This is a genomic window from Marinomonas rhizomae, from assembly GCF_003315485.1.
Classification (GTDB): Bacteria; Pseudomonadota; Gammaproteobacteria; order Pseudomonadales; family Marinomonadaceae; genus Marinomonas; species Marinomonas rhizomae.
On the sequence record NZ_QNSE01000003.1, the window covers coordinates 59,871 to 86,400 of the forward strand.

Here is a 26,530-nt window from a genome sequence, read left to right on the forward strand (position 1 = left end):
AGTAATGTTATCAGCGTACCCAGAGCTTGTAGAATTTCTTCCCTGTGAATCACCTGAGTCATGGGTAAATTGGGCTCTTGAGAATCAAACTCTGCTATTAAATGATCACGCTCACTGTGAAAAAAAAGCGGCCTCAACAGCAATGAGTCTAATGTATCGCTATGTTGATCGCGATAACTTACTGCATAAAATGTCTCGTTTAGCCCGTGAAGAATTATTACATTTTGAGCAGGTTCATAAAATTATGCGAAAACGCGATGTGGCCTATGATCATTTATCAGCTTCACGCTATGCAGATGGTCTACGTAAACACATTCGTACTCACGAGCCTGCGCGTTTGGTTGATACCATGATTATTGGCGCTTTTGTAGAGGCTCGCTCTTGTGAACGTTTTGCGGCCTTAGCTCCACATTTAGATGAAGAGTTGTCGAAGTTCTATATTTCATTACTAAAATCAGAAGCAAGACACTTTGAAGATTATTTAGCATTAGCAAAAGAGTATTCAAATGAACCGATCGATGATCGCGTGGCGTTTTTCCGAGATTTAGAAGAGAAGCTCATTACCGAGCCTGATACAGAATTTCGTATGCACAGTGGCCCACCTGGATTGTTATAAGTTACAAAACGCCACAATCTACTTATAAATCTACATGGTGACTTCTGAGTAGGGTGCTACACTCATATTATTGTCAGAGTTTCTGGAGACTATAATGGGCATACAAAAGAGTGAAACCCTACCAGATGTTACTTATTGGCTTGCATTGGAGATTGCGAAAGTAGATCCTGTGGTTGACTTAGATGTCATGTATAAAGGTTCTTTGGAGTTGGATTTTTTATACCAATTGCTGACTTGTAAAGTACAGCAACATTGGTGGCAAGCTTATGGAGTTCAGCTAAGTCCAGTGATTGTAAATAACGCTTTTTTTCGAGCTGTTGCAATGTTACATGATCGAAATATTGAATTCGGTCGCTCTCGTAATTCAGAAGAGACGATTTGGGTTAGAGAGCTTTTAAATCGTTAAATGAATATTTAAAAAATGCCAGCTTATGCTGGCATTTTTGTATAGTGCTTTTGAAAATCAACGTGCGCAAGGTCTAATAAAGTATTTCTTTATGAATTACTTCTAGTCCTAGCAGCCCTCTTTGCAGGAATTCCTCTACAGATGCTTTGTATTGAGTGTAAGTATTATGCTCAACCGTGGCGAGCCAAATAGATTTGTCCCAATCACCTAGTACGCAACGTAGATACCCATCAGTCTTATGAACGTTAGGTCGATGAGTATGGCCGTGAATCACGCTTTTGCAGTTATGTTGAGACAAAGAGTCTTCGACAGCAGATGGTGTAATATCCATGATTGCCATGGATTTTTCTGTTGCCATAGACTTACTGTCGTTGCGGAGTTGCGCGGCGAGTGCGATTCGCTGCTCAAGTGGCATCGCTAATATGTGTTCTTGCCATGCTTTAGAGCGTACCTTTTTTCTGAATGCTTGATATTCCGTATCTTCTAAGCAGTATTCGTCACCATGTGTTAGTAGCAGGGTGCTGTTTTCAAGAGGTAACTCAGTTTGCTCCTGAATAAGAGTAGCACCCACACGATTAACCCAATCGCTGCCAATCAAGAAATCTCGATTGCCATGTAAAAAGTACAAGGAGATCCCCGATTTAGAAAGATCCGTTAAAGCATTTTCTATTTCGGTATTCCAGTCTGCCTGGAAATCATCTCCGATCCAGGCTTCATAGAAGTCACCTAAAATGTAGAGTTCAGCCTTTTCGTCACGCGCAATGAGTGCTTTGCTCATTTTGACAAACGCTCGGATTAAATCCGAGCGTTTGTCACTTAGGTGTAGATCTGAAATGAAATATCGGATCATTAGCCTTCGCTTTTTACTAGTTCAGCGCTTTCAATAATAACATCTTCAGCAGGAACGTCTTGGTGCCCTGATTTCATTGTGGTTTTCACTTCTTTGATTTTGTTAACTACGTCCATACCAGCAGTTACCTTACCAAATACAGCGTAACCCCAACCGTCTGGTGTTTTACTGCGGTGATTTAGGAAGCTGTTATCTGCAACGTTGATAAAAAATTGTGCAGAAGCGGAGTGTGGGTCCATAGTGCGAGCCATCGCTAATGTGCCAATTTCATTTTTAAGGCCATTGTCTGCTTCGTTTTCGATCGCAGTGCGAGATTCTTTTTGGGTCATACCGGGCTCAAAACCACCACCTTGAACCATGAAGCCGTTAATTACGCGGTGGAAAATAACACCATTGTAAAAACCTGAAGTTACGTAATCTTCGAAGTTTTTCGCCGATTTTGGTGCTTTTTCATAATCTAGTTCAACGTGAATGTCACCGTGGTTTGTGTGCAAAATGATCATTTAAGATTCCTTATAAAATTAACGTGGTAATGTGAAAGAATAGTCATACTCAATCAATGTTGAGCATTTTATGTGTTTGTAAGCTAAGACGCCACCTTGGATGTGATAAACAGTAGTGCAAAGTGGCTTGTTGGGTATCTATCAATGGAATTTGATCCACGGTTAAGTGACTTTGATCCATAGGTTGTAAGTAAAAATGCGAAAAATCCAATTTTTCAAATAAAGCTGGTGAAATATGTGACTGCGGATAAATCAGCTTAAGTTCATCTCCTTGGGTTACAGTCAAAGGCGATGCTGTTTTTGGGCTCACACATATCCAGTCAATTCCTTGAGGAAGTGCCATTGTACCATTCGTTTCAATCGCAATGGTGTAGCCATGCAGTTTCATTTCAATAATGAGTTTTTCGTCTAGCTGAAGAGCCGGCTCGCCACCGGTAAAAACAACGTATTTATATTCTTGGCCGTCCGGCCAAAGGGCATCGATATGGGATCGTAGCTGTTCGGCGGTTTTGAATTTTCCGCCATTCTGCCCATCAGTTCCAATAAAATCAGTATCACAAAATTGGCACTCGGAGTTGGCGCGCGTTTTTTCTAAACCAGACCACAAATTACAGCCAGTAAAGCGACAAAATAGAGCCGGGCGTCCAGCGTGGGCACCTTCACCTTGTAATGAATAAAAGGCTTCTTTAATAGAATACATTTGGTTACACCTATTACATCTCGAAAAACAGTCGAGGTAAGGGTTATAACTTTAGTTGATAATTTAATGGCTACATTGGTCATTTGTGGAACAAAAGCCAATAAGCGCTAAAACAAACACACTAAAATCAGGAAAATTTATTTGTCCGATTCGTTGATTAAATTTCGTAATCAAGCGGATCTATTTTACCTTGCTCTTCAAACGCTTCTAAACGTTCACAACAGGCGCCACATTTGCCACAGGATTTTTCACGGCCATTGTAACAAGTCCATGTATTAGCGTAGTTAAGATTCATCTCCAAACCCGTTTTTAAAATTTCACCTTTTGATGAATATAAAAAGGGGGTGACAATTTCAACAGACTGATAGTTGGCAATCTTAGACACAGCATTCATGGCATCAACAAATTCTGGGCGGCAATCTGGGTAAATATGGTGATCGCCAGAGTGAGCTCCGTAATAGACTTTGCCAGCTTCTAACGAAACAGCATAAGCAATGGCCATAGAAAGCAAGACCATATTGCGATTTGGTACTACGGTCGACTTCATATTGTCGTCTTCGTAATGGCCTTCAGGGATTTCTGTGTCGCCAGTGAGCGATGAGTTCGCCATTAGGCTATTAATTGCCGTGATATCGACAACTTTATGGGAAACACCTAATTCACGACAGACTCGTGCTGCGACTTCTAATTCTTTGCTGTGCTTTTGTCCGTAGTTAAAGGATAAAGCATACACATCCAGTCCGTTTTGAATAGCGGTATTCAGAACGGTAAATGAATCCATTCCTCCAGAATACACAACGACGGCTTTTTCAGACATCTTTTGGCTCCTCAAATTAAGCCTTTATCTTACTGCAAATATAACAGTAATTAGGCGAGGGTTGATAAAACGCGCAGTATAACAGATAGGCTTTCGATCCAACTAGAAATCTAAGAGAAAACAGGGCTTGTAACGGCTGTAACTTTACGATATTTTTATTTGCGTAACTGGTTACCTATTTTTGGTTGGCTTTTTTATTGATACATTGTGTATGTTGGAAATCAAATGGAACAGTTCGGAGTACTGACACTTGGCAGTCGACTAAAACGGTTAAGCGATCATTTGTTCATTCAAGTGCAAGAAATTTATTCCCTGTGCGATATACCTATTTCAGCAACCTATTTCCCTATTCTTAGGTTGTTGCAAAAAACGGGAAGTTTATCTGTGATGGAAATTGCGGATCGTTTGCATCTCAGCCACCCAGCGGTGAGTAAGCAAACCACTAAAATGATCAAGGAGGGAGTATTAGAGAAAACAATGGATGAGCATGATCAGCGAAGATCTTTGTTGCGTCTTTCTACGTTCGGTTTAAGTGCTATGCATCGTGTGGAGCCAGTTTTACAAGAAATGAAAGTTGTCCTTGAAAAAATGACCACTTTTTCGAGTGAAAACTTTATGGAGGCTTTGTCTATTTTGGAATCAGAGGTTTTAAGTGGCAGTTTGGCGGATAAAGTGCTGGATCGTTTAGAGCCTATTGATATTGTCTTGCTAGAAACTCAACACGAAAAAGCCTTTTATGACCTCAATATGGCGTGGCTAGAGCGATATTTTCCAGGTCAGATCGCCGATAAAGATCGAGTTATATTGAGTCGCCCGCAACAAGAAATCCTTCTGCAAGGAGGTAGAGTCTGGGTGGCGATTCGTAAAACGAAAGCACTGGATTCCGTTATTGGAACGATTGCTTTTGCGCCTTTGGGGGGCGGTTCTTCGAATCCTAAAAAGGGTGAAGTGTTTAAACTGTCCGTTGCTGAGCATGCTCAAGGTAAAGGCGTGGCTCAAAACCTGCTGTCTACTGCTATTGATTTTGCATATCAACAAGGATTTTCGATGTTGTCGCTAGAAACCGCTTCTTGTTTGGAGGCAGCAAGACACCTTTATGATAAAAATGGTTTTGTTGAGAAGGTGTTTCCCGCTCCCTCTTTGTATGCAAGAGCGGATGTTTATATGGAAAAGTCATTAGTCTTGAAATCGAATCGAGATTCTTTATGAGCACAATGCAAGATATGCGTCGAGGAGCTGTCGCCTCCATACCCATGATAATAGGTGGAATACCATTTGGTTTACTGTTTGGTTCGTTGGCATCGAGTTATGGATTGAGTCCTTGGTTTGCTGTGGCTATGTCGGCTTTTGTGTTTGCGGGCTCTGCGCAATTTGTAGCACTCGGATTAATCGGATTGCATGCGCCGATTTGGGTGATTGTGTCGACCACTTTTATTGTGAACCTTCGTCATCTTTTATACGCTGCGGATCTGGTGAAGTTTGTGAAGCATTTACCCATGTCCATGCGTGTTATTATGGGCTTTGGTTTAATAGATGAAACCTATGCTGCGGTTCGCCCCATGTATGAAGTTGGTTCAGCAGATAAAAAAAATGGACACAAAGTTTACCTAGGCTCGTTTCTCTCGTTTTATGTTATGTGGAATGTAACCACTATTTTAGGTGTTTTGTCTGGAGAGTTGATTCCCGGCATGAGCGAGTGGGGGTTGGAGTTTGCAATGGTGGCGACTTTTATTGGCATCATTACACCATATTTAAAGCACAAGGCGTTTTGGTTATGCTTATTAAGCGCTGGCGCATCTTCGATTATTTTGGCAGGTTTACCAAATAACTTGGGCCTACTTGCGTCTGCAGTAATAGGTGTTGCAATGGGGTTTATTAGTGATCCTTCCTATAAAGTGACTTCAAAATTAGATGATAGTATACAAGAGGTGAACAAATGACTTTGTGGCAAGGGGCTCTCATTATTTCGGGGATGTTTGCTGTCACCTTTGGTGTGCGGTTTGCTCTGTTTGCTAGGGCGGATAAAGTGGTTATGCCCGCCTTTATTGAGAAAGCACTTAAATTTGTTCCTGTTGCTGTTCTCACCGCTATTATCACTCCGATGGTCTTGATGCCAAATCAACATATCGACTTTTCACTATCTAACCCTTGGTTGCTTGGTGCGCTTGTAGCATTCGGTGTGGGTATTTGGCGTCAACAGCAATTGCTAACGATTCTGGTGGGTGTTTTGGTTTTCTTTATAGCGAAATACGGACTTTCTTTATAAAAAAACGGGAAAAAGATAGAAAAGATTTTCTGCCCAATATCCCATGGAAACCTAAATACTATATACTTGTCGGTCAAAGTAACAATATTGTTAGATCAACACTTATCGGGACTTACATCAAACATGTCAGAAACGTCTAAACCAGGTAATTTCATTACCCAAATCATTGATAAAGATAACGAATCAGGTAAGCATGGCGGTAAGGTACTTACTCGTTTCCCGCCTGAACCAAATGGCTACTTACACATTGGTCATGCTAAATCCATTTGCCTTAACTTTGGCTTAGCGCAGCGTTACAACGGTCAATGTAATCTACGTTTCGATGACACTAACCCAGAGAAGGAAAGTGTTGAATACATTGAATCAATCAAAAAAGACGTAGAGTGGCTAGGCTTTGAATGGAAAGATGAGCCTAAGTTCGCTTCTGACTATTTTGATCAGTTGTTTGATTTTGCTGTGCAGCTTATTCAAGCCGAAAAGGCGTATGTTTGTGAGCTAAATGCAGAGCAAATGCGCGAGTATCGAGGCACGTTAAAAGAGCCTGGTAAGAACAGCCCATTCCGCGATCGTACCGTTGAAGAAAACATGACTGTTTTTATGGACATGAAAAACGGTAAATATAAAGACGGTGAAGTTGTTTTGCGTGCCAAAATTGATATGGCGAGTCCAAACATTAATTTGCGAGATCCGATTATTTATCGTGTTCGCCATGTGCACCATCATCAAACAGGCGATAAGTGGTGTGTCTATCCAATGTATGACTTCACACATTGCTTGTCTGATGCATTGGAAAATATTACTCACTCTGTATGTACATTAGAATTTCAAGATCATCGACCATTATATGATTGGGTATTAGATACATTAAAGACAGCGCACCCGCAGCAAATTGAATTTGCTCGTTTGAATTTAAACTACACAGTTACAAGTAAGCGTAAGCTAAAACAGTTAGTGGATGAACAACACGTCCATGGCTGGGATGATCCTCGTATGCCAACGATTTCTGGCTTGCGTCGTCGTGGTTATACATCATTGTCTATCCGTAACTTTTGTGAGCGTATTGGTGTCACCAAGTCTGACAGTGTTGTAGATGTCGGCATGCTTGAACATGCGATTCGTGAAGATTTGGATGCGAGCGCAAATCGTGCCATGGTGGTGTTAAACCCGATTAAGGTGACGCTAACCAATTACCCTGAAGGTAAAGAAGAAATCTTTACTCTTGGTAATCATCCGAAAAACGAAGACGCTGGCACACGTGAAGTGCCGTTTAGCAAAGAACTATACATAGATGCTGCGGATTTTGCTGAAGTGCCGCCTCGCAAGTGGAAGCGTTTAACCCTTGAAGGCGCAGTTCGTCTTCGTGGTGGTTATGTCATTACCTGTGATGAAGTAATTAAAAATGACGCTGGTGAAGTGGTCGAGTTACTTTGCCGTTACGATGAAAACACGCTTGGTGTAAACCCAGAGGGGTATAAACCGAAAGGCGTTATTCATTGGGTAAGTGCGAAACACGCGGTAGACGCAACAGTGAATCTTTATGATCGTTTGTTCGTAAACGAAGCACCTGATGCAAACTATGAAGACAAAACTTTCTTGGACTTTATTAACCCAGAGTCTTTGACTGTCTTAACCAATGCCAAAGTTGAGCCTTCCTTGGTGAAATCTGACAAAGGTCAGGGCTTTCAGTTTGAGCGTGAAGGCTACTTCTGCCGCGACTTAAAAGAAGACGGTATGGTATTTAACCGTACTGTGACACTACGTGATTCTTGGGCGAAAATCGAAGCGAAAGGAAATTAAGCGCATGTTGAAGGTTTACAACACCCTTACTGGGAAGAAAGAAATTTTCAAACCAATCGAAGATGGCAAAGTGGGTATGTATGTATGTGGTAACACAGTATACGACTTCTGCCACATTGGTCATGCACGCGCGATGATTTCCTTTGATATCATTTCTCGTTTTATTCGGCACCTAGGTTACGAGCTCAATTACGTTCGTAACATTACCGATGTTGATGACAAGATCATTAAACGTGCTGAAGAAAATAATGAATCAACTCAGTCTTTGACTGAGCGCATGATCGCAGCGCAACGCGAAGATGAATTGCGCCTTGGTAATAAAATGCCAGACCGTGAACCAAAAGCCACTGAGTTCATGCAAGAAATTATCGATATGGTGCAAGTTCTTATTGATAAAGGTTTTGCTTATCAAGGTGCTTCTGGTGACGTTTATTACCGAGCCACTAAATTCAAAGATTACGGTAAATTAAACAACCGTAAGCTTGAAGATATGCTGGCTGGTGCGCGCATTGATGTTGAGGTAGCAAAAGAGCATCCAGCGGATTTCGTTTTATGGAAACAGGCAAAAGCTGGTGAGGTTTCATGGGCTTCGCCTTGGGGTAATGGCCGACCTGGTTGGCATATTGAGTGTTCTGCTATGTCGACAAATTGCCTTGGCAGTCATTTTGATATCCATGGCGGTGGCCCTGATCTTAAATTTCCGCATCATGAAAATGAAATTGCTCAGTCTGAAGCTGCAACCGGCAAAGAGTATGTGAATTATTGGATGCACTGTGGTGCAGTTCGTGTTAACAACGAAAAAATGTCTAAATCTTTGGGAAATTTTTTCACGGTGCGCGACGTCTTGGCCAAGTTTAACCCTGAAGTGGTTCGCTATTTGATGGTTTCAAGTCAATATCGCAGTGCGATTGATTATTCTGATCAAAGCTTGTTAGAGGCTAAGGTTGCTCTAGAGCGCCTGTATACTGCTTTGCGTCAGCAGCCTGTTGCTGGGGTGTATGAGTCAACAGTTTTCACTGAGCGCTTTGAAGAGGCGATGAAGGATGATTTCAACACAGCTGTTGCTGTTTCGGTTTTGTTTGAGCTTGTGCGTGAGCTTAATAAGGCTAAAACAGAGGATGCTGATAAAGCATCACTGTTGGCTGCCGAGTTGCGTTCGTTAGCAGAGCTGCTTGGTTTGCTGTACCAAGACCCGGAGTATTTTTTGCAAAATAGTACTGTGTCTGAAGGCTTGGATGAAGTAGCAATACAAGTTTTGATCGATGAAAGGACACAAGCTCGTAAAGACAAAAACTTTTCTCGTAGCGATGAAATTCGTGATGAGCTGGCTAGTCAAGGAATTGAGCTTCTCGATAGTCGAGAAGGGACTACTTGGACTAGAAGCTAAACTGTTAGATCGTATGTGTAAAAAAGGCGATGTACTACATCGCCTTTTTTCTTGAGTGTTTAATGCGAGTTAATCGTTGTCTTTAATAACTTTAACGGCCAGTACGTCACATGGTGCGCCATGTAGAACACCATTTGCTGTTGAGCCAAGTAGCAGTGCAAGGCCGTGACGCCCATGGCTACCTACAACAATAAGATCGACTTGTTTTTCCTCGGCAATACGGTGTATTTCGCTTTCTATCCCGCCTTGTGATATGCAGCTTTCTTGAACTGGAACGTCCAATTGGGCTTCTAGGATAGCAATGCGTTCTTTAGCTGTTTCTTGTAATTGCGCTTGAATGTCCGTGATGTCGATTGGAACATCACCACCGTAGGCGTAATTGAGTGATTCAATAACATGAAGTATGGTAAGTTCCGCACCCGTTGCTTTGCATAGTGCGACGGCTTTGTTAGCGACTTTGATACTTTCATCGGTTAAGTCAACTGCGAGTAGAATTCTGCTATACATCATAGAACACCTCCAAATTTGGCTCATTTACTTATTTTAGTTTAAAACTAGAGAGACATTAAAATATGACTGCTCTTATCGTTATCTTTATTACATTATCTTTAATGGGGTCGGCATTATGGATTATGCCGCCTAAAAAAGAGCGCCAGCGCATGGATTTACGTATGCATGCTCGAAAACTCGGCCTTACTGTTCAGCTTACATCAATTGACCTCCCTGACAAGTGGGATAAATCAATGAATCGTCAAAAAACGGTTGCTTACTCTTTTTATCGCCCAAAACCGGTCACTTCCTTGCCAGATTGTATTTGGCTGCTACCTTATGAGGTGTGGAAATATAATGCCTTGATTGAAGGTTGGTGGTCTAGTGAATTATTAATCTTGCCCGAGGAGGCCAAAAAAATATTGGAAAAGCATGGCTCTTTATTGGTTGGGGTGAAAATTATGCCGGAGAGTGTGTCATTGTATTGGGATGAATCTGGTGATCGAATGTTGCTAGATGAATTATCAACATTCATAAAATTATTGGTAGCGGTAAAAAGCGTCGCTGTCTAATGTGACGCTTTTGAGTCTATGAGCTTTTACAGATCAGAGCTGGGCGCTTTTGGTAATTCTAAATTGTGAATGAGCTCGTTTAATGCCTCTTCTGGGTTTTCGCTGTCTTTCATGGCGTCGATTGTTGGTGAGAGTATTTCTTTCATCCGAGCGGTTATAAAGTTTTTAAGGGTGTTTTTTTCTGGACGTTCTGTGGCATCAGATTTAAGGTGTGACAAAATTACGCCGTAAAGAGTTTGAGCAACTCGCATGTCGCCACTGGCAAAGTTTTTGTTTGCTTGAACCATCTGACGATTCAGTTGAATCCATAAGTTAAGCCAACGTAGATACTCGTAACAAGCTTGATAATGCGTGTTGCTAATGCGCCCCTTACGGCGTAAGTACAGCAGCATTTTAGCAAGTTTAGTAAGGCGCTCTTTGTAGTTGCTTTTTTCTTGAAAGCTAAAAGCGTCCGGTTCTGGGTTGAATAAAATAGGGTCGTTGTCTCTACTTTCTTCAGCTGTTGCGATGCGAACTTCAATTTTTTCTGGGTCATCGGAATATTGCAGAAGCTCTCGAAGTGTGTCTAGATAGAAATCATAAAGCACATCGGTAGCAATAGTATCGGTATTAATGTCTTTTAGACCACGAATATGCTGTTCAACTCGGTCTGCTCGATTAGATAATTGCAATTGTTTTACGCGTCGCTCAGTAATTTCTTTTTCTTTTTGGTGGGCACGTGATCCAATGACCACAGATAAAAGTACAATGATGATTAAAAATGCAATTGTTAATATTTGGAGAGTAGCCATGATTGTCCTTAAGCAACGAATTCAGTATGTTAAATAAGAAATACTAAGTTCAGCAAGATTTAATGTGTGAAACAATACAGGGATCGCTTGTCATATAAAAGGTGTTTGCTTAATATCAGCGCCCCTAGAGATTAAACTTCGTGCAACGTGGATTTGCAGACCTACTTTATTAAAAGGCTTACACAGTTCAATGGGAAAATCACTGGTTATCGTGGAATCGCCAGCAAAGGCGAAAACCATCAACAAATACCTAGGCAACGACTTTATTGTCAAATCGAGTGTGGGACACATTCGTGACTTGCCATCAGGTAAAACTGCCACCTCTACGCCTCAAGAGCGTGCAAAGCAAGCTGCTTTGACGCGAAAAATGAGTCCGGAAGAAAAACTTGAGTACAAAAGTAGTAAGGCGCGTAAGCAGTTAATTTTTAGAATGGGGGTCGATCCAGAGAGTAACTGGAAAGCTCACTATGAAATTTTGCCCGGCAAGGAAAAAGTTGTCGATGAATTAAAACGTTTGGCGAAAAATGCTGACACTATCTATCTCGCAACCGATTTGGATAGAGAAGGAGAGGCAATAGCCTGGCATTTGCGTGAAGCAATTGGCGGAGATGATACTCGCTACAAACGGGTAGTCTTTAACGAGATTACAAAGAAGGCCATCCAAGCTGCATTTGAAACGCCGTCAGAATTAGATTTGGATCGTGTTAATGCTCAACAAGCCCGTCGCTTCTTAGATCGAGTCGTTGGTTTTATGGTATCGCCTTTGCTTTGGTCAAAAGTGGCGAGAGGCTTATCTGCAGGGCGAGTACAATCTGTTGCGGTGCGTTTGATTGTTGAGCGAGAAAAAGAAATTCGTGCTTTTATTCCTGATGAATTTTGGGAATTAGACGCTTTACTTGCTACACCTTCGAAAGACGTTATTAAGTTTGAAGCTGCAAAATATCAAGATAAAGAATACCGTCCTGTTAACCAGAAACAATCAGATGAGCATGTTGCTCGTTTAAACGATGCTAAATACTTAGTTAGTAGTCGTGAAGACAAGCCAACAAGCAGTAAGCCTTCTGCGCCGTTTATTACTTCTACGTTGCAGCAAGCGGCAAGCACACGTTTAGGGTATGGTGTTAAAAAGACCATGATGCTTGCTCAGCGCTTGTATGAAGGTGGTTACATCACTTATATGCGTACTGACTCTACTAATTTGAGCGTCGATGCGGTAGAGGCGTTGAGAGGTTATATTCTTTCTAACTTTGGTGAGGCTTATCTCCCTGCAGATCCAATTCGTTACAGCAGTAAAGAAGGTGCTCAAGAAGCGCATGAGGCTATTCGGCCCTCTGATGTAAATGTGCGAGTTGACGACCTACTTGGTATGGAAAAAGATGCTCATCGTTTGTATGACTTGATTCGTAGTCAATTTATGGCGTGTCAAATGACACCTGCAGAATACACTTCTACAACGATCACGGTGACGACAGGCGAATACGAATTTAAAGCCAAAGGTCGAATTCTACGTTTTGATGGTTACACACGTGCCATGCAAACAGTGGTGAAAAAAGGTGAGGATAACATCTTGCCCGATATAGAGCAGGGTGAATATTTAACACTTAAAGAATTGTTGCCAGAACAACATTTCACTAAACCAGTGGCGCGTTTTAGCGAAGCAAGCTTGGTTAAAGAGCTAGAGAAGCGAGGCATCGGTCGCCCTTCTACGTATGCTTCTATCATTTCTACGATTCAAGATCGTGGTTATGTTCGAGTGGAAAATCGTCGTTTCTACGCTGAAAAAATGGGCGATATCGTTACTGAAAGATTGGTTGATAGTTTTAATTCACTTATGAATTTCAGTTTTACTGCGCAAATGGAAGAGCAGTTAGATGACATTGCTGAAGGCCATAAAGATTGGATTAAAACGCTGAATGCATTTTATAAAGATTTTAGTTCTGTGCTTGCTAAAGCCGAATCGCCAGATGGCGGTATGATGCCAAATGAGCCAACGCCTACTGATATTGAATGTCCGACTTGTGCGCGACCAATGCAGATTCGCACAGCCAGTACTGGCGTGTTCATGTCTTGTTCTGGTTATGCTTTACCTCCAAAAGAGCGTTGTAAAGCGACCATTAACTTGACTCGTGGTGACGAAGCAATTGCAGTAGATGACGAGGAAGGCGAGTCCAAAGCGCTTATCAACAAACATCGCTGTAAAATCTGCGGATCGGCGATGGATAGCTATTTAATGGATGAGCATCGTAAGCTTCATGTTTGCGGTAATAACCCTTCTTGTTCTGGGTATGAAGTAGAAACCGGTGTTTTCAAAATCAAAGGCTATGACGGTCCTACGCTTGAATGTGACAAGTGCGGATCAGAAATGCAGCTTAAAACGGGACGCTTTGGTAAGTACTTCGGTTGCACTAATGAAGAGTGTAAAAATACACGTAAGTTGCTGAAAAGTGGTGAAGCGGCTCCTCCAAAGATGGACCCAGTGCCAATGCCTGATCTTGCTTGTCAAAAAGTAGAAGATCATTATGTGCTTCGTGATGGTGCGACAGGTCTATTTTTAGCAGCCAGTCAATTTCCACGTAAGCGTGAAACTCGCGCGCCATTAGTCAAGGAGTTGCTGCCATATATGGATCAAATTGATCCGAAATATCATTTTTTTGCTAAAGCGCCAGTAAAGGATTCCGAAGGTCGTCCATCCATTATTCGTTATAGTCGCAAGACAAAAGAGCAATATGTCATGACGGAGAATGAAGAGGGTAAACCAACTGGTTGGAAGGCATTTTTTGTCGGCTCTAAATGGGTGATTGAGGAAGGTAAAAAGAAATGAGTGGCGTTACTTTAGCCAGCTTAACCAATCAAAAACTGGATGCAGCAAGGCGCTTTATTCAACAGAGTCAGGATACTGATGAAGTATGGTTGAAAGTTGGGCTTGAGAGCTCAGCTATTTTCCAATTAAGAAGTGCACTGAATGGATTGTTGAGAGAAGTGGCATCAGCATATTCTTTAGCTGGGACGCTGGATGTTGCTCAATTATTCGCTGAGTCGGAAGGTAAGCAAATTGTTGTGCCTGCTTTGGCTGAATTGGCGGATTTATTGTCTCGCCCAGACTCTTGGTGTTTTCAGTTGAATCAAGCCTATTTAGTGCAATTTGAATGTCGTATGTCTATGTCATCAGGGGTTAAAAGTGATAGTCTGATTGGTCGTGGAAGTGATGCTGGTGCATCTGTGAGTTTCTATTTGGCTAAGTTGGTCGAATTGGTGTTACGTTTTAGAGAAGAGTCATCAGAGTATTGAATATGAAAGAGTCCTACCTAGAGATTGTTGAGCTGGATAACGGTGATATAGTGTTGCGTCCAGCCAGTGAAGATGGTGAGGAAACCGTTCCGTTGGCAACGTTACAGATCTCAGATAATACTAAATCTTATTTAAAAGACCGTTATTTTGAATTAGCAAAATGTATGTTTCATGCAGGCATTGATTTTGTTTATTCGGATGATTCTTTTTTTGACGATGACTCGGAATATCTTGATGATGAGAATTTTCGTCCTAAGATTTTGCACTAAATTATCTGTGATGCATCGCGAAGCAGTACATTACAGAGCAAAATAAAAAAGCGAAGCATAAGCTTCGCTTTTTTATTCATTGAGCGCGGAGGTGACTGTTGCTTTTCAAAGTCCCTGGCGAATCACGCCGACAGACAAACCTTCAATGGCGAACTCTTCGCTTTCAAGGTCGACAATGATGTCGTTGAATTCTTGGTTTTCAGGAATCAGTCGAACAATGCTCCCTTTTTGCTCGAAGCGTTTTACTGTCACTTCGTCGCCAATACGGGCAACGACAATTTGGCCGTTGCGTACAGTGGCTGTTTTGTGGACGGCTAATAAGTCACCTTCCATGATTCCGATGTCTTTCATGCTCGTGCCTGAGACAGACAAGAAATAATCGGCTTGTGGGGAGAACATACTTGCCGGGATGTTTACGTGAGAAGCAATGTTTTCCTGAGCTAAAATAGGGTAACCTGCTGCGACTTTGCCGATGACAGGTAAGCCAAGGTCGTCCATAGGTTCGTCATTTGATGCGCGGTCGACTAAGCGTATTCCTCTTGATGCACCCGATAACATCTCAATCGCGCCTTTTTTGCATAGGGCTTTGAGGTGTTCTTCGGCGGCGTTTGGAGACTTAAACCCAAGTCGGCGCGCTATTTCTGCTCTGGTCGGTGGAAAACCTGTTTCACTAATAAATTCGCGAATGGTTTCTAGTACGTCAGATTGTCTTTTGGTTAATTTAATCATAGGTTATCTGGTTGTTTATACAGTTACTGTTATTATATACAGCATTCCTAACTATACTCAATGATATAAATGCTTTCAGACGAACTAAAAACACAGATTCAACTTGCATACCGAGCATCTTTGGATGCGAAGTCCCATAAACCAAGGGCTGGACAGCGCCAGATGATTGGTGCGATCGCTCGAACCTTGGGTAACATTAAGCAAGGCTCGGAAGGCGAGCGCCTCGAGGAAAAACATGTTGCCGTGATTGAAGCGGGAACAGGTACGGGTAAAACCTTATCTTATTGCCTTGCAGCGATTCCTATCGCAAAAGCGCGAGGCCTCAAGCTAATTATTTCTACCGCAACGGTCGCGCTTCAAGAGCAGATCTTACATAAAGAGTTGCCTGATTTGCTTGATCATACCGAGCTGAATTTTAAGTACACTCTTGCGAAAGGGCGAGGACGTTATTTGTGCTTGAATAATCTTGAGGGTTTTCTGAGCTCAGAAGAGCAGTCAATGGATGATATGTTTGCTGGGCTTTTTGAGCAGCATCTTCATTCAGATGATGTAAATACGATTCTTTATCAAGAAATGGACGCAGCTTTGCAAAAAGGTGATTGGGACGGTGACAAAGATAATTGGGCCGGTATTGTTAGAGATCAAGATTGGCGACGTTTAACCACAGATCATCAGCAATGCACCAATCGTAATTGCGCGAATTATTCTGCCTGCCCGTTTTTTAAAGCACGTGCTGAAATCGAAGTGGCTGATGTGATCGTCGCGAATCACGATTTGGTGCTAGCAGATCTGTCGTTGGGCGGTGGGGCGATTCTTACGCCTCCAAAAGAAACCATTTATGTTTTTGATGAAGGTCATCATCTTCCGGACAAGGCGATCGGGCACTTTCGTCATGAAGTTCGTTTGCAGCAAAGTATTACTTGGTTGCGTCAATTGGAAAAAAATTTGGTCAACCTGAAGCAAGAGTTAACTGACGATGTCAGCCTAACGGGACAACTATTGCTAAAAATCCCTCAGCAAATACAAAGTATTGTGAATTTTATTCAATATGCACAGCAAGGTTTAGCGCCTTACATTCAGGGTTTGGGCTTGGATCAGGAAAATAATCAGCATCGTTTTGAGTTTGGCCAGATCCCAGACGAGTTGCGCCAATTGGCTTACAGCTTACAAACATCGTATCAAAAATTGTTTAACAATATTGAGAGCATTCAAGACGAATGCAAGAAGACGAAACAAAATGAAGGCATGGGTGTCACACCTGAGACGGCAGAAACTTGGCAGCCTATTTTAGGTGTCATCCTTGGTCGTTTAGAGCAATCAATCGGTCTCTGGCGCTTGTATTCAGCGGTGGATGATCAAAATTTCCCACCGAATGCTCGTTGGCTAGTTTTGTCTGGTCAAGGTATGGAACAAGATATCGAGTTGGGCGGCTCTCCAATTCTGGCGGCGAATACATTGCGCCAGCAATTGTGGGATAAATGTTTTGGCGCGGTAGTGACATCTGCAACGTTAACCGCACTGAATCAGTTTCATCGTTTCAATATGCGATCTGGCGTACCACGCGAGAGCGAATATTTGCGTGTTATTAGTCCATTTCATTTCCAGGAGAATGGACTTTTAGTTGTTCCTGATATGGAGAATGAGCCCAATAAGGTTGAGCAGCATACTGCTGAGATTGTTGCTTATTTAGATGGGCATGTGAATACGGAAAAGGGGAGCTTGGTATTGTTTTCTTCTCGTCGTCAGATGGAAGAGGTCGCACAGTCTGTGTCTGCAGAATTGCAAGAAATACTCTTAATGCAAGGCGAGCAATCTAAACGAGTTATTTTGGATTCGCATAAATCTCGTATTGATGACGGGAAAGGAAGTTTATTGCTAGGTTTAGCAAGCTTTGCTGAAGGGGTGGATTTGCCAGGCGACTATTTAACTTGTGTGTACATTGCTAAAATTCCTTTTGCTGTTCCTGATGATCCAGTGGAGGCGACGCTAGCTGAATGGATCCAAAAGCGTGGCGGTAATCCTTTTATGGAAATCACCATACCAGATGCTTCGTTGCGGTTGGTGCAGGCTACTGGGCGTCTTTTAAGAAGCGAAAAGGACTCTGGTGAAATACATATTTTGGACAAGCGCTTACGTACAAAACGGTATGGGGCGCAATTAATTAATAGTTTGCCACCTTATAAGTATCAGTAGTTTCGCAAGCAAGGGGTGATAAAGCGTTACCAATTAGGTACACTCCTTGCACAGATTATTAACCTCAAAACACAATAGAAGCGTATAGATTCCAATATGGAAAACCAAATTCAAGAAGCACCATCAGAAACCAAAGCAAAACCAAAACGTACACGTCGCCCAAATAAGCGCCCAAGAAATAGTGAAAGTGTTAAAGCGGATACGCAAGTCAGTAGTGAGTCAAAAACCGCTGGTAATGCAAAGTCTAAAATTTGGTCTATAGAAGACTTTCAGGTTGCTGAAGCTGAAGGAAAGATGCGCTTCCATGATTTGAACCTCCCTGATCGAGTCATAAAGTCTATTGCAGAAATGGGGTTTGAATATTGCAGTGAAATCCAAGCAGAAACCTTACCAATGACTTTGTTAGGTTATGACATCATTGGTCAGGCTCAAACGGGTACAGGTAAAACGGCGGCCTTCTTGATTGCGATGATCAGTGACTTTCTTGATTATCCTCTTGAAGAAAAGCGCGCGAATAATTTTGCACGTGGTCTGATTATCGCCCCAACTCGTGAATTGGCGATACAAATTGCTGATGAAGCGGTAAAACTTACCTCGAATTGCCATTTGAACGTGGTGACTTTGGTAGGCGGTTTGAGCTACGAAAAGCAAAAAATCGCATTAGAAACTGAAAATGTTGATATTTTGGTTGCTACGCCTGGGCGCCTGTTAGATTTTGCTCGTAGTCGCAAGGTGCAATTGGGTAAAGTAGAGTGCTTGGTGTTAGATGAAGCTGACCGTATGCTGTCTATGGGCTTTATCCCTGATGTCAAAAGCATTATTCGCATGACTCCACATAAAGAAACAAGACAGACTATGCTGTTTAGTGCGACTTTCCCGAAAGACATTCAAGCTCTCGCACAGCAGTGGACTTATTTTCCAAAAGAAGTATCTGTTGTTCCAAAAGAGGCGACAAATAAAAATATCGATCAGGTTATCTATACGGTTGAAGCCGATCAAAAATGGCCTGTATTACAGCAGTTGATCGAAAAGAATGGCGGCCAACGTACGATCATTTTTGCGAACCGTCGTGACGAAACTCGTGATTTGTATGAGCGCTTACGTAAAGCCAATATTAATTGTGCGATTTTGTCAGGTGAAGTGGCGCAGGACAAGCGCGTGAAAACATTGGCCAACTTTAAAAACGGCACTATTCAAGTACTTGTTGCTACGGATGTTGCTGGGCGCGGTATTCATGTAGATAACGTCGAGTTAGTGGTTAATTATTCATTACCGGAAGATCCAGAAGATTACGTACATCGCATTGGCCGTACCGGCCGAGGTGGTGAAACTGGAAAATCAGTTAGTTTTGCCAGTGAAGATGATGCCTTCATGATTCCTGAAATTGAAAAAGTCGTCGGTGAGAATATTCGCTGTGAATATATGGTTGATACCTCTCTATAAAGATCGCTTAATTTTTAAGTGAGACAAGATGAATTTAGAACACCATTTTGCAAGTTTGGGGGAGGCGTTTTCTTCGAAAACCCTTATCCAACCACTTCTTGAGCAGCGATTGGTTGAATTCAACCAGTCGCTCGCTACTTTTCTGTCTATTGATATTAAATCAGCTGAAACCAAACGCATTTTAAGCGGTGAGGAGGCTGTGCCATCTAGTCTAAGTATGGTTTACGCTGGCCATCAGTTTGGCGGCTTTTCGCCTCAATTAGGTGATGGGCGCGGTGTGCTCATTGGTGAGGTTCGCGGTCAAAATGGCTTTTTGTATGATCTGCATATGAAAGGTGCTGGGCCGACACCTTATTCACGACGTGGTGATGGTCGTGCAGTTTTGAGATCTTGTATTCGTGAATATTTGGCGAGTGAGGCGTTGACGTCTTTGTCTGTTCCTTCTTCTCGTGCTTTGGCACTTTATGATAGTCGAGAGGCAGTTTACCGAGAAGTGCCTGAGGCTGGAGCTATGTTGCTTAGGGTGGCAGAAGGGCATATTCGCTTTGGTCATTTCGAATATTTTTTTTACCAAGGCAAACAAACAGAGCTAAACCAGCTTATTGAGTATTGTCTTAAGCATTATTATCCAGACTGCTTGGCAACGGATTCGCCATTAGAAAACATGTTGATCGAAGTGGTTAAACGAACTGCTAGAATGGTCGCTAAATGGCAAGCAATCGGTTTTCAACATGGCGTCATGAACACAGATAACTTTTCTTTTACCGGTGAAACAATCGATTATGGTCCTTATGGTTTTATGGAGGATTATGAGCCTGATTGGGTTTGCAATCATTCTGATCATGAAGGTCGTTATGCTTTCTCACGCCAACCAGGTGTTGGCCTGTGGAATCTAAATTGTTTGATGCGGTGCTTTTCAAAGCATCTTGAGCGAGATCAACTCATTGCAATCTTGCAATGTTATGAGCCAGAACTGCAGGCTCACTATGATTCATTGATGATGAAGAAAATGGGATTAAGCTTAGTAGCGGATTTGCATGAGCTGTTACCCGCGCTATTTTCAATATTGGCGGCTGAAAAAATGGATTACACCGTCTTTTTCCGTTTATTAAGTCATATGGATCAAGGTGGTTCTTCACTTTTGCTTGACGAAATTATCGATCGAGAAAAGCTGTCTGCTTGGCTAAAGCGTTACGAGCTTGCGCGATTAAAAGGCGGTTTAGCATGGTCCGAAGTGAGTCGTTCCATGTTGGCTGTAAACCCGAAATTTATACTAAGAAACTATTTGGCTCATGATGCGATACTTGCCGCAGAGCAAGGAGATTACTTACCCTTTCGTCGCTTATTAAATGTGCTTACCTATCCATTCGATGAGCACCCTGAATCAGATATGCTTGCGCAAAGAGCACCGGAATGGGGTAAGTCATTAGAGGTTAGTTGTTCGTCTTAGTGTTGTTCGTTTTTATATGATTAGGCGATATTTTTAAAGAGAAAGAGTCATTATGAAGCATTCTGTGTGTGTATTAGGTGGCGGTAGTTTTGGTACCGCCTTGGCAAATATTATGGCTAAAAATGGTCATCAAGTTAGTCAGTGGATGCGCAATGAAGAGCAAGTCGAAGAGATAAATCTGACGGGGTTGAACAGTCGTTATTTACCCAATGCGCCCTTGCATCGAGAGCTATTGGCGACGAGTAATTTGGAGCAAGCAATCCGTGACAGTGATACTGTTTTTGTTTCTATTCCGTCTAAATCGTTTGAACAAGTGGTTCAACGTATTGGTCCCTTATTGACAGCAGATAAGATTTTAATTAGCACTACTAAGGGGTTTAATCCAAATCGATTTGAACTTATGAGTGATGTTTTGCGTCGAAACCCTGTTACGAAAAAAATTGGTGTGTTGAGTGGTCCAAATTTAGCAAAAGAAATAGCAGCTGGGCAAATGACTGGTTCGGTCATTGCCAGTGCGGATGATAAGGTTCGTCAGCGTGTTATTGAACTATTAAAGTCACCTACTTTTCGAGTGTATGAGAATACCGATAGTGCCGGAGTTGAGTTAGCAGGGGCGTTGAAAAACATTTATGCGATAGTATGTGGTCTTGCTAAAGCTTTAAATGTTGGCGAAAACACCATGTCGATGATTATGACTCGAAGTCTAGCTGAGATGAGTCGGTTTGCTGTGCACTTTGGCGCGAATCCAATGACGTTCCTAGGGCTGGCTGGAATGGGGGATTTAATTGCAACCTGTACTTCTCCCTTAAGCCGGAACTACCGTGTTGGTTTTGCTATCGGTTCAGGTCAAAATTTAGACGAGGCGATTGGAGGTGTAGGTGAAGTTGCTGAAGGGGTAAACACCTTGAAGATGGTTGTAGGTGAAGCTCATAAACACGGCTTATACATGCCTCTTGCTGAAGGTTTGTCTAAATTGTTGTTTGATGGCGCTAAACTGGAGTCATTGATTGGATCAATGATGACTGGTGAGCAAAAATGGGATGTCGAATTCGCGACAAATGAGGAGAAAAACAATGTCTAAGCCGGGCTATGCTGATCAGGGTTTTTGGTTTCGTGTGATTTTTATGCTGCTGTATTGGGTAGTATTGAATATTGCTATTACTATTTTTGGTGTGTTGCTTGTCTTAGTGAGCTTGCTCAAGTTGGGCTCGAAGCATGAGCCAGTGACTATTTCTTCTTGGCTAAAGAGTATGGCCGCTTTCATAGGGCAAATTTTTTCGTTTTTGTCTTTTCGGTCTGAAGAAAAGCCCTTTCCATTTCAGCCATGGCCTCAGGTAGATGTGGATGAAGAAGCTTAAGCGTCTTTATGTCTTGCGTCATGGGAATGCTCAGGCTTATGGCTACGATCAAGATGAGCGTCGGGAGTTAACAGAGCTTGGTGTAGCTGAAGTGAAAACGGTTGCCCGAGCTTTTCGCGCTAAAGGTGAAAGGCTCGATGCGGTTTTTGTTAGTCCTTATACGCGAGCACAGCAAACAGCTAAAATTTTCCTGGCTGATTTAGATGTATCTGTCACGGTTGAAAATAGTGCTCTAATCACGCCCTATGGTCGTGAAATGGATGTTGCTAATTGGCTTAGTGACCAGCCTTATGAATCTATTTTATTGGTCACTCATCAGCCGTTCGCACATCAGTTGGTGGACTTTTTGGTTGATGAGCCTTTGCCAGTTAGTTTTGCGATGACAACGGCTACGATTGCTGCGGTTGAGGGTGAGTTTTTTGCTGGAGCATGTTGTCAATTTCGTTGGTGTGTCTCGCCATCATAAATTATTTAATGGGTTGGTAAAAAGTAAGCATGGGAAATGAAATCGTTTATAAGCTAGCGCACACTGAAATAGCCGCGCTTCAATGGTTGCCTCAAAATACTTCTGCATTCAAAGTGCTGTCATTGCATGGCTGGCTTGATAATGCTGCCAGTTTCTCTAATTTATCTCCTCACTTATCTGATTTTTCTCATGTTGCGTTAGATCTTGCGGGGCATGGCCTGTCACTACATCGCCCTGCAGGTAGTTTCTATCATTTGTGGGATTATGTTCTTGATGTGGTGTCTATTTTAAATCAGTCTAAACAAAGTGTTTGGCTAATCGGCCATAGTATGGGAGGTGCTGTGGCTATGCTGGTCGCAGCGATTGCCCCAGATAAAGTTCGTGGGCTGATTGTGCTTGATAATATGGGGCCGTTGAGTGGGGCTACGGCTGATCGTGTCGTGACGCTGCAACGGGCTGTGAATAAAATGGCCAAATTTCGTTTAGGTCGAGATACAAGCTACCAGACAAAAGAAGATATGGTGTTGGCTCGAATGGATGGCTTTACTCAGCTGTCAAAATCAGCCTCGAAGCTGTTAGTGGAGCGCGGAGCAAAGCAAAAGGATGACGGTGTCTGGGGGTGGCGTCATGATGGGAAATTGACTTTTCCATCTCCTTTTCGAATGGATGAAGAAAGTGTCCAGGCTTTTATTCAGGAAATAAAATGTCCGACTTTAGCTTTGGTGGCTAAGGAGGGGATTTATAAAAATGATCATCTGTTAGTTGAGAAGCGTGCGGCTCAATTCCCATGGATAAAATTAAAATGGCTTGAGGGGAATCATCATTTTCACCTTGAACCAGATACTTGCTTTACGGTAGCGACTGAAATTCAGCGATTTATAGATCAAAACTAATGCGTTAACCCATCCTTACTTGGGATGAAAGGAAGGTTGTATGGTGAAATTTCGTGGTGCGTTGTGTCTGTTAGCGGCCTTTAGTAGTGTTTCTTTTGCTGGGGAGTTGGGGGTTGAGCCTTATCGTGATGCACAGTTGGTCAAAAGTAATTCACAAGCCGAGCGGCTTGTTGAAGTTCCTTTAAGTAAAATTCGTCGAGCTGGCAGCGGATGGGAGCCTGAATCGGTTATTCGTTTGAAGGGTGATTACTTCTCATCATTATATAAAATTAATCGTAATGCGCTTTTATCTGATGTTTACAGTCATTATCGTTCGCAAATGTTGAGCGACGGTCGCAGCATCTTGTTTGAATGTGAAAGTAGGAGCTGTGGCAGTAGTAATGCTTGGGCGAATAACTTCTTTGGTGATTACCTTTTATATGGTTCCGATCAAAGCCAATCTCTCCTTGTGGTTAAAAATAATAAGCAAGAGATCTATCAGATTTTATACCTTAATCGACGAGGTGCAGGTGATGTAATGGTTCGCTTAGATGAGGTTAAATCGGTCGAATCAAACGATACGGAGTTCGAAATTGTAGCGCAAATGGATGTTGAGGATATTCCTAGGATACGTCGGTTTGTTAATGACCTACCGGCAGGTCAAAACGTCGTTGGTTTTGTGACCAGTCAAAAGAGTGGCACGATAAGCGCTGTTGAGTCTGGTGATAGGCTCATTTCTACGTTATCGGCAGGTCTTGGTGATCGGCTAAAGAGTAAGGTGAGGTTTATTAATTTAGCCGATTTGGGGCGTGAATCACTTGGTGTTAATAGTATATCTTTTGTTTATGTACGTCCTTAGGCGGTAACGGTGAATACGAAAAAAACAGTTGCTCTGGTTTTAGGTAGTGGTGCGGCGCGTGGTAACGCACATATTGGTGTAATTCAAGCTTTTGAAGAGCGTGGATATGATATCGTCAGTATTTCTGGATGCTCGATCGGGGCTATTGTTGGCGGTGTTTATGCAGCGGGTAAATTGTCGGAATATCGTGAATGGGCAGAGTCTTTAGATCGAATGAATGTTGTTCGATTATTGGATATGTCCATATTGAACGGCGGTTACGTGAAAGGTGATCGTTTTTTCGAAAAAATTCAAGATTTAATAGGGCAGCCAGCCATTGAGTCTTTGCCTATTGCTTACACATCCGTAGCAGTTGATTTGTTGAATCAGAAGGAATTTTGGTTTCAGCGTGGTGATTTGATAAATGCGATGCGTGCATCTTCTGCGATACCTTCTTTGATATTGCCTGTGACTCTTAACGGTCAAATGTATGTAGATGGCGGAGTGTTGAATCCTTTGCCAATTATTCCTTCGGTGCCTGCTGGTGCGGATTATATTGTCGCAGTGGATCTCAATGGACCCGCTGAACAAGTTATAAATGAAGTTTCTGAGGGGGAAGAGGAAGGGCCTGCTTGGTGGATGAGCACAAAAGGTTTTTTTGGAAAAAATAAAGAAGATGGGGTGGATGATAAGGCCAAATATTCTCCAGAAAGCTGGGGCCGTTTGCAAACAATTAATATGATGTTCGAGACGATGCAAGAATCATTGACTCAATATAAGTTAGCTGGATATCCACCGGATTTACTTATTTCTATACCTAAGGATATTTCTGGATTCTACGAGTTCTGGCGAGCCAAAGAGTTGGTTCAGTTTGGTTATGAAACCGCTTTAAAAGCGATTGATGGTCTTGAGTCGCCAAAATCAAATTATTTTTCTTTTCCGAAAGGTTATTAATTATAGTTTTTAGTCTATAGGGCTGACTCCTATTTTTCTCAGCAAATGAGATAGAGATATAAGTGGTAAGCCGATTAGGCTATTAGGGTCATTGCCTTCCATTTTTTCAAAAAGGCAAATCCCTAACCCTTCACATTTAAAGCTTCCAGCGCAATCAAGAGGCTGCTCGATTGAAACATACTTAGTGATTTCTTTTATTGTGAGTTGTCGAAAATGAACGTGGTATTCGTTCAATGTGTACTGATAAGTCTGTTCTTTTTGGCTAAATACGCAAAGGCCAGTTAAAAAGCTCACTTTTTTTCCACTAAAGCTGGCGAGCTGTTTTATGGCGTTTTCTTCCGTATGAGGCTTGCCTAAAATTTTGTCGTTGAGTACAGCAACTTGATCGGAGGTTATAATTATCCCATCGGATTCTTGGTTGCTCTTCTGGCGTTCAAGACCAACTGCATGAGCTTTGGCTATACTAAGGCGTTTAACCAAATCGACAGCAGACTCTTGAGGGAGTGGTGTTTCATCAATATTGGGTGAATGGCATTCAAAAGGGATTTTTAGGCGTTCTAAGAGTGCTTTTCGGTAAGGAGATGATGAGCCTAGAATAAGTGTTTTTAACATTGTATTTTTATCATTTTATTGGGTTGAAAGAAGATTTTACTTTTTTTTGCGTCGAATGACTTAAAAAAGTGAAAAAAAGTGCTTTAAGAGCAGTTAGACTTTGACAAAAAGGGCCCTTAGCCATATTATCCACCGCCATGTTGAATGATACGTTACCTAAATATTTTGACCCCCGAAAATACGCTAGCCATGAGCAAGCGCTTGAAGGGTACATGCCTCTTAATCAATTTAAGGAGCTTTGTGCTATATTAGCCTCTGATGAGGGTAATGCTTTTATTCATCTAGACTTTAGAGTTGATGAGGATAGGCGCTATATTGCTACTGGTTCAGTGAAGGCTCAAGTACAGGTTGTTTGTCAACGTTGTATGGGAGCTGTTTCACATGATCTGGCGTTAGATTTGTCGCTTGGGTTCGTTTATGACGAAGATCATGCAAAGAATCTACCGAACAATTACGATCCTGTTGTCATGACCGATGGTGAAGTAATTTTGGCAGATATGGTTGAGCAAGAAATTATACTTGCCCTTCCAATCGTCGCCTATCACGAAGAAAGTGGTTGCAACCCAACAGCTGTAAAGTATGCCTCGTCTACCGATGACGCACCGGATGACGAAAAACCGAATCCATTTAGTATATTGGCCCAATTAAAGGCCAAGTAAAGTTAGGAGCTCCAAAAATGGCAGTACAAAAAAGTAAAGTAACTCGTTCACGTCGCGGCCAGCGCCGTTCACACGATGCTTTGACAGGTCCAACGCTTTCTGTAGAAAAGACAACGGGTGAACTTCATCGTCGTCACCACATTTCTGCAGATGGTTTTTACCGTGGTCGTCAAGTTATCACCCCTAAAGGTGAGTAACTAAGATA

Annotated in this window: 30 protein-coding genes; 22 read left to right on the top strand and 8 right to left on the bottom strand. The window is 42.2% G+C overall.

The window, feature by feature from the left end; genetic code table 11:
- The first annotated feature begins 4 nt into the window (after positions 1 to 4).
- Together DFP80_RS03870 and DFP80_RS03875 are read left to right on the top strand one after the other, a co-directional pair.
- The gene (locus DFP80_RS03870) at positions 5 to 616 is read left to right on the top strand and encodes a MiaE family protein (RefSeq protein ID WP_113915507.1); all 612 of its coding nucleotides are present in this window, start codon (positions 5 to 7) and stop codon (positions 614 to 616) included.
- Between the two features lie 94 nt (positions 617 to 710).
- The gene (locus DFP80_RS03875; RefSeq protein ID WP_113915508.1) at positions 711 to 1,022 is read left to right on the top strand and encodes a hypothetical protein; all 312 of its coding nucleotides are present in this window, start codon (positions 711 to 713) and stop codon (positions 1,020 to 1,022) included.
- A gap of 73 nt (positions 1,023 to 1,095) precedes the next feature.
- Here the strand turns inward: DFP80_RS03875 and DFP80_RS03880 are convergent, their stop codons facing one another.
- The 4 genes from DFP80_RS03880 to queC form a co-directional block, all read right to left on the bottom strand.
- The gene (locus DFP80_RS03880) at positions 1,096 to 1,872 is read right to left on the bottom strand and encodes a UDP-2,3-diacylglucosamine diphosphatase (protein ID WP_113915509.1); all 777 of its coding nucleotides are present in this window, start codon (positions 1,870 to 1,872) and stop codon (positions 1,096 to 1,098) included.
- Complete coding sequence (locus DFP80_RS03885) at positions 1,872 to 2,375, bottom strand: peptidylprolyl isomerase (RefSeq protein WP_113915510.1); 504 nt, start codon at positions 2,373 to 2,375, stop codon at positions 1,872 to 1,874. The genes DFP80_RS03880 and DFP80_RS03885 overlap by 1 nt, the downstream gene beginning before the upstream one ends.
- A 49-nt stretch (positions 2,376 to 2,424) precedes the next feature.
- A complete protein-coding gene (gene queE / locus DFP80_RS03890) occupies positions 2,425 to 3,075 on the bottom strand; it encodes a 7-carboxy-7-deazaguanine synthase (protein ID WP_113915511.1) in 651 nt (216 codons plus the stop codon).
- A gap of 157 nt (positions 3,076 to 3,232) precedes the next feature.
- Entirely contained in the window at positions 3,233 to 3,892 is a 660-nt protein-coding gene (gene queC / locus DFP80_RS03895; protein ID WP_113915512.1) for a 7-cyano-7-deazaguanine synthase QueC, read from the bottom strand.
- Between the two features lie 225 nt (positions 3,893 to 4,117).
- On the opposite strand from queC, the gene DFP80_RS03900 reads away from it, so the two are divergent.
- The 5 genes from DFP80_RS03900 to cysS all read left to right on the top strand — a co-directional run bounded on the left by DFP80_RS03900 (position 4,118) and on the right by cysS (position 9,342).
- Positions 4,118 to 5,101 (top strand): bifunctional helix-turn-helix transcriptional regulator/GNAT family N-acetyltransferase, encoded by a 984-nt coding sequence (locus DFP80_RS03900; RefSeq protein ID WP_113915513.1) that lies wholly within the window; start codon positions 4,118 to 4,120, stop codon positions 5,099 to 5,101.
- Positions 5,098 to 5,832 carry an AzlC family ABC transporter permease gene (locus tag DFP80_RS03905; RefSeq protein ID WP_113915514.1) on the top strand — a complete coding sequence of 245 codons (735 nt, stop codon included), beginning with the start codon at positions 5,098 to 5,100 and terminating at the stop codon, positions 5,830 to 5,832. Before DFP80_RS03900 ends, DFP80_RS03905 begins: the two co-directional genes overlap by 4 nt.
- The gene (locus tag DFP80_RS03910) at positions 5,829 to 6,158 is read left to right on the top strand and encodes an AzlD domain-containing protein (protein WP_113915515.1); all 330 of its coding nucleotides are present in this window, start codon (positions 5,829 to 5,831) and stop codon (positions 6,156 to 6,158) included. Before DFP80_RS03905 ends, DFP80_RS03910 begins: the two co-directional genes overlap by 4 nt.
- Positions 6,159 to 6,281: 123 nt before the next feature.
- Positions 6,282 to 7,955, top strand: coding sequence for a glutamine--tRNA ligase/YqeY domain fusion protein (locus DFP80_RS03915; protein WP_113915516.1), 1,674 nt, complete (start codon positions 6,282 to 6,284; stop codon positions 7,953 to 7,955).
- 4 nt (positions 7,956 to 7,959) lie between these two features.
- Positions 7,960 to 9,342 (top strand): cysteine--tRNA ligase, encoded by a 1,383-nt coding sequence (gene cysS, locus DFP80_RS03920; RefSeq protein ID WP_113915517.1) that lies wholly within the window; start codon positions 7,960 to 7,962, stop codon positions 9,340 to 9,342.
- Positions 9,343 to 9,411: 69 nt separating this feature from the next.
- Here cysS and DFP80_RS03925 read toward each other — a convergent pair whose 3' ends face one another.
- On the bottom strand, positions 9,412 to 9,852 hold the full coding sequence (locus tag DFP80_RS03925) for a universal stress protein (RefSeq protein ID WP_113915518.1): 441 nt from the start codon (positions 9,850 to 9,852) through the stop codon (positions 9,412 to 9,414).
- Positions 9,853 to 9,914: 62 nt separating this feature from the next.
- Between DFP80_RS03925 and DFP80_RS03930 the strand changes: the two genes are divergently transcribed.
- Positions 9,915 to 10,403, top strand: coding sequence for a hypothetical protein (locus DFP80_RS03930; protein WP_113915519.1), 489 nt, complete (start codon positions 9,915 to 9,917; stop codon positions 10,401 to 10,403).
- A gap of 26 nt (positions 10,404 to 10,429) precedes the next feature.
- Here DFP80_RS03930 and DFP80_RS03935 read toward each other — a convergent pair whose 3' ends face one another.
- On the bottom strand, positions 10,430 to 11,194 hold the full coding sequence (locus DFP80_RS03935; RefSeq protein WP_113915520.1) for a DNA topoisomerase I: 765 nt from the start codon (positions 11,192 to 11,194) through the stop codon (positions 10,430 to 10,432).
- A 190-nt stretch (positions 11,195 to 11,384) separates the two neighbouring features.
- Here DFP80_RS03935 and topA point away from each other — a divergent pair, with 190 nt between their 5' ends.
- The 3 genes from topA to DFP80_RS03950 are packed head-to-tail and all read left to right on the top strand — an operon-like array spanning position 11,385 to position 14,751.
- On the top strand, positions 11,385 to 14,015 hold the full coding sequence (gene topA / locus DFP80_RS03940; protein ID WP_113915521.1) for a type I DNA topoisomerase: 2,631 nt from the start codon (positions 11,385 to 11,387) through the stop codon (positions 14,013 to 14,015).
- Entirely contained in the window at positions 14,012 to 14,482 is a 471-nt protein-coding gene (locus DFP80_RS03945; protein WP_113915522.1) for a DUF6586 family protein, read from the top strand. Before topA ends, DFP80_RS03945 begins: the two co-directional genes overlap by 4 nt.
- Before the next feature lie 2 nt (positions 14,483 to 14,484).
- Positions 14,485 to 14,751 (top strand): hypothetical protein, encoded by a 267-nt coding sequence (locus DFP80_RS03950; protein WP_113915523.1) that lies wholly within the window; start codon positions 14,485 to 14,487, stop codon positions 14,749 to 14,751.
- Between the two features lie 105 nt (positions 14,752 to 14,856).
- Here DFP80_RS03950 and lexA read toward each other — a convergent pair whose 3' ends face one another.
- Complete coding sequence (gene lexA, locus DFP80_RS03955) at positions 14,857 to 15,480, bottom strand: transcriptional repressor LexA (protein ID WP_113915524.1); 624 nt, start codon at positions 15,478 to 15,480, stop codon at positions 14,857 to 14,859.
- Positions 15,481 to 15,549: 69 nt separating this feature from the next.
- Here lexA and dinG point away from each other — a divergent pair, with 69 nt between their 5' ends.
- The 9 genes from dinG to DFP80_RS04000 all read left to right on the top strand — a co-directional run bounded on the left by dinG (position 15,550) and on the right by DFP80_RS04000 (position 25,054).
- Complete coding sequence (dinG, locus tag DFP80_RS03960; protein ID WP_113915525.1) at positions 15,550 to 17,673, top strand: ATP-dependent DNA helicase DinG; 2,124 nt, start codon at positions 15,550 to 15,552, stop codon at positions 17,671 to 17,673.
- Positions 17,674 to 17,769: 96 nt separating this feature from the next.
- Complete coding sequence (locus DFP80_RS03965; protein ID WP_113915526.1) at positions 17,770 to 19,116, top strand: DEAD/DEAH box helicase; 1,347 nt, start codon at positions 17,770 to 17,772, stop codon at positions 19,114 to 19,116.
- A 28-nt stretch (positions 19,117 to 19,144) separates the two neighbouring features.
- Positions 19,145 to 20,566, top strand: coding sequence for a protein adenylyltransferase SelO (locus DFP80_RS03970; RefSeq protein WP_113915527.1), 1,422 nt, complete (start codon positions 19,145 to 19,147; stop codon positions 20,564 to 20,566).
- A 52-nt stretch (positions 20,567 to 20,618) separates the two neighbouring features.
- Positions 20,619 to 21,647, top strand: coding sequence for an NAD(P)H-dependent glycerol-3-phosphate dehydrogenase (locus DFP80_RS03975; protein ID WP_373962363.1), 1,029 nt, complete (start codon positions 20,619 to 20,621; stop codon positions 21,645 to 21,647).
- Complete coding sequence (locus DFP80_RS03980; RefSeq protein ID WP_113915529.1) at positions 21,640 to 21,924, top strand: DUF4389 domain-containing protein; 285 nt, start codon at positions 21,640 to 21,642, stop codon at positions 21,922 to 21,924. The genes DFP80_RS03975 and DFP80_RS03980 overlap by 8 nt, the downstream gene beginning before the upstream one ends.
- The gene (gene sixA / locus DFP80_RS03985) at positions 21,911 to 22,390 is read left to right on the top strand and encodes a phosphohistidine phosphatase SixA (protein ID WP_113915530.1); all 480 of its coding nucleotides are present in this window, start codon (positions 21,911 to 21,913) and stop codon (positions 22,388 to 22,390) included. The genes DFP80_RS03980 and sixA overlap by 14 nt, the downstream gene beginning before the upstream one ends.
- A gap of 29 nt (positions 22,391 to 22,419) precedes the next feature.
- On the top strand, positions 22,420 to 23,283 hold the full coding sequence (locus DFP80_RS03990) for an alpha/beta fold hydrolase (protein ID WP_113915531.1): 864 nt from the start codon (positions 22,420 to 22,422) through the stop codon (positions 23,281 to 23,283).
- A 40-nt stretch (positions 23,284 to 23,323) separates the two neighbouring features.
- Positions 23,324 to 24,121, top strand: coding sequence for a DUF4892 domain-containing protein (locus tag DFP80_RS03995; RefSeq protein WP_113915532.1), 798 nt, complete (start codon positions 23,324 to 23,326; stop codon positions 24,119 to 24,121).
- A gap of 9 nt (positions 24,122 to 24,130) precedes the next feature.
- Complete coding sequence (locus DFP80_RS04000; RefSeq protein ID WP_113915533.1) at positions 24,131 to 25,054, top strand: patatin-like phospholipase family protein; 924 nt, start codon at positions 24,131 to 24,133, stop codon at positions 25,052 to 25,054.
- 9 nt (positions 25,055 to 25,063) lie between these two features.
- Here DFP80_RS04000 and DFP80_RS04005 read toward each other — a convergent pair whose 3' ends face one another.
- Positions 25,064 to 25,666, bottom strand: a complete 603-nt coding sequence (locus DFP80_RS04005) for a Maf family protein (protein WP_113915534.1) — start codon at positions 25,664 to 25,666, stop codon at positions 25,064 to 25,066.
- Between the two features lie 212 nt (positions 25,667 to 25,878).
- On the opposite strand from DFP80_RS04005, the gene DFP80_RS04010 reads away from it, so the two are divergent.
- Both DFP80_RS04010 and rpmF read left to right on the top strand, forming a co-directional pair.
- The gene (locus DFP80_RS04010) at positions 25,879 to 26,325 is read left to right on the top strand and encodes a YceD family protein (RefSeq protein ID WP_241560195.1); all 447 of its coding nucleotides are present in this window, start codon (positions 25,879 to 25,881) and stop codon (positions 26,323 to 26,325) included.
- Positions 26,326 to 26,342: 17 nt separating this feature from the next.
- Positions 26,343 to 26,522, top strand: coding sequence for a 50S ribosomal protein L32 (gene rpmF / locus DFP80_RS04015; RefSeq protein WP_072839128.1), 180 nt, complete (start codon positions 26,343 to 26,345; stop codon positions 26,520 to 26,522).
- Positions 26,523 to 26,530: the final 8 nt, after the last annotated feature.

Coding starts and splice junctions, on each gene's coding strand:
- DFP80_RS03900 (WP_113915513.1), top strand. CDS start 4,118: ATGGAACAGTTCGGAGTACTGACACTTGGCAGTCGACTAAAACGGTTA.
- sixA (WP_113915530.1), top strand. CDS start 21,911: ATGAAGAAGCTTAAGCGTCTTTATGTCTTGCGTCATGGGAATGCTCAG.
- DFP80_RS03905 (WP_113915514.1), top strand. CDS start 5,098: ATGAGCACAATGCAAGATATGCGTCGAGGAGCTGTCGCCTCCATACCC.
- queE (WP_113915511.1), bottom strand. CDS start 3,075: ATGTATTCTATTAAAGAAGCCTTTTATTCATTACAAGGTGAAGGTGCC.
- DFP80_RS03980 (WP_113915529.1), top strand. CDS start 21,640: ATGTCTAAGCCGGGCTATGCTGATCAGGGTTTTTGGTTTCGTGTGATT.
- DFP80_RS03950 (WP_113915523.1), top strand. CDS start 14,485: ATGAAAGAGTCCTACCTAGAGATTGTTGAGCTGGATAACGGTGATATA.
- DFP80_RS03995 (WP_113915532.1), top strand. CDS start 23,324: ATGGTGAAATTTCGTGGTGCGTTGTGTCTGTTAGCGGCCTTTAGTAGT.
- DFP80_RS03915 (WP_113915516.1), top strand. CDS start 6,282: ATGTCAGAAACGTCTAAACCAGGTAATTTCATTACCCAAATCATTGAT.
- DFP80_RS04005 (WP_113915534.1), bottom strand. CDS start 25,666: ATGTTAAAAACACTTATTCTAGGCTCATCATCTCCTTACCGAAAAGCA.
- DFP80_RS03935 (WP_113915520.1), bottom strand. CDS start 11,194: ATGGCTACTCTCCAAATATTAACAATTGCATTTTTAATCATCATTGTA.
- DFP80_RS03925 (WP_113915518.1), bottom strand. CDS start 9,852: ATGATGTATAGCAGAATTCTACTCGCAGTTGACTTAACCGATGAAAGT.
- DFP80_RS03910 (WP_113915515.1), top strand. CDS start 5,829: ATGACTTTGTGGCAAGGGGCTCTCATTATTTCGGGGATGTTTGCTGTC.
- dinG (WP_113915525.1), top strand. CDS start 15,550: ATGCTTTCAGACGAACTAAAAACACAGATTCAACTTGCATACCGAGCA.
- DFP80_RS03930 (WP_113915519.1), top strand. CDS start 9,915: ATGACTGCTCTTATCGTTATCTTTATTACATTATCTTTAATGGGGTCG.
- DFP80_RS03945 (WP_113915522.1), top strand. CDS start 14,012: ATGAGTGGCGTTACTTTAGCCAGCTTAACCAATCAAAAACTGGATGCA.
- DFP80_RS03875 (WP_113915508.1), top strand. CDS start 711: ATGGGCATACAAAAGAGTGAAACCCTACCAGATGTTACTTATTGGCTT.
- DFP80_RS04010 (WP_241560195.1), top strand. CDS start 25,879: ATGCCTCTTAATCAATTTAAGGAGCTTTGTGCTATATTAGCCTCTGAT.
- DFP80_RS03965 (WP_113915526.1), top strand. CDS start 17,770: ATGGAAAACCAAATTCAAGAAGCACCATCAGAAACCAAAGCAAAACCA.
- DFP80_RS03970 (WP_113915527.1), top strand. CDS start 19,145: ATGAATTTAGAACACCATTTTGCAAGTTTGGGGGAGGCGTTTTCTTCG.
- lexA (WP_113915524.1), bottom strand. CDS start 15,480: ATGATTAAATTAACCAAAAGACAATCTGACGTACTAGAAACCATTCGC.
- DFP80_RS03990 (WP_113915531.1), top strand. CDS start 22,420: ATGGGAAATGAAATCGTTTATAAGCTAGCGCACACTGAAATAGCCGCG.
- queC (WP_113915512.1), bottom strand. CDS start 3,892: ATGTCTGAAAAAGCCGTCGTTGTGTATTCTGGAGGAATGGATTCATTT.
- DFP80_RS03975 (WP_373962363.1), top strand. CDS start 20,619: ATGAAGCATTCTGTGTGTGTATTAGGTGGCGGTAGTTTTGGTACCGCC.
- topA (WP_113915521.1), top strand. CDS start 11,385: ATGGGAAAATCACTGGTTATCGTGGAATCGCCAGCAAAGGCGAAAACC.
- DFP80_RS03870 (WP_113915507.1), top strand. CDS start 5: ATGTTATCAGCGTACCCAGAGCTTGTAGAATTTCTTCCCTGTGAATCA.
- DFP80_RS03885 (WP_113915510.1), bottom strand. CDS start 2,375: ATGATCATTTTGCACACAAACCACGGTGACATTCACGTTGAACTAGAT.
- DFP80_RS03880 (WP_113915509.1), bottom strand. CDS start 1,872: ATGATCCGATATTTCATTTCAGATCTACACCTAAGTGACAAACGCTCG.
- cysS (WP_113915517.1), top strand. CDS start 7,960: ATGTTGAAGGTTTACAACACCCTTACTGGGAAGAAAGAAATTTTCAAA.
- rpmF (WP_072839128.1), top strand. CDS start 26,343: ATGGCAGTACAAAAAAGTAAAGTAACTCGTTCACGTCGCGGCCAGCGC.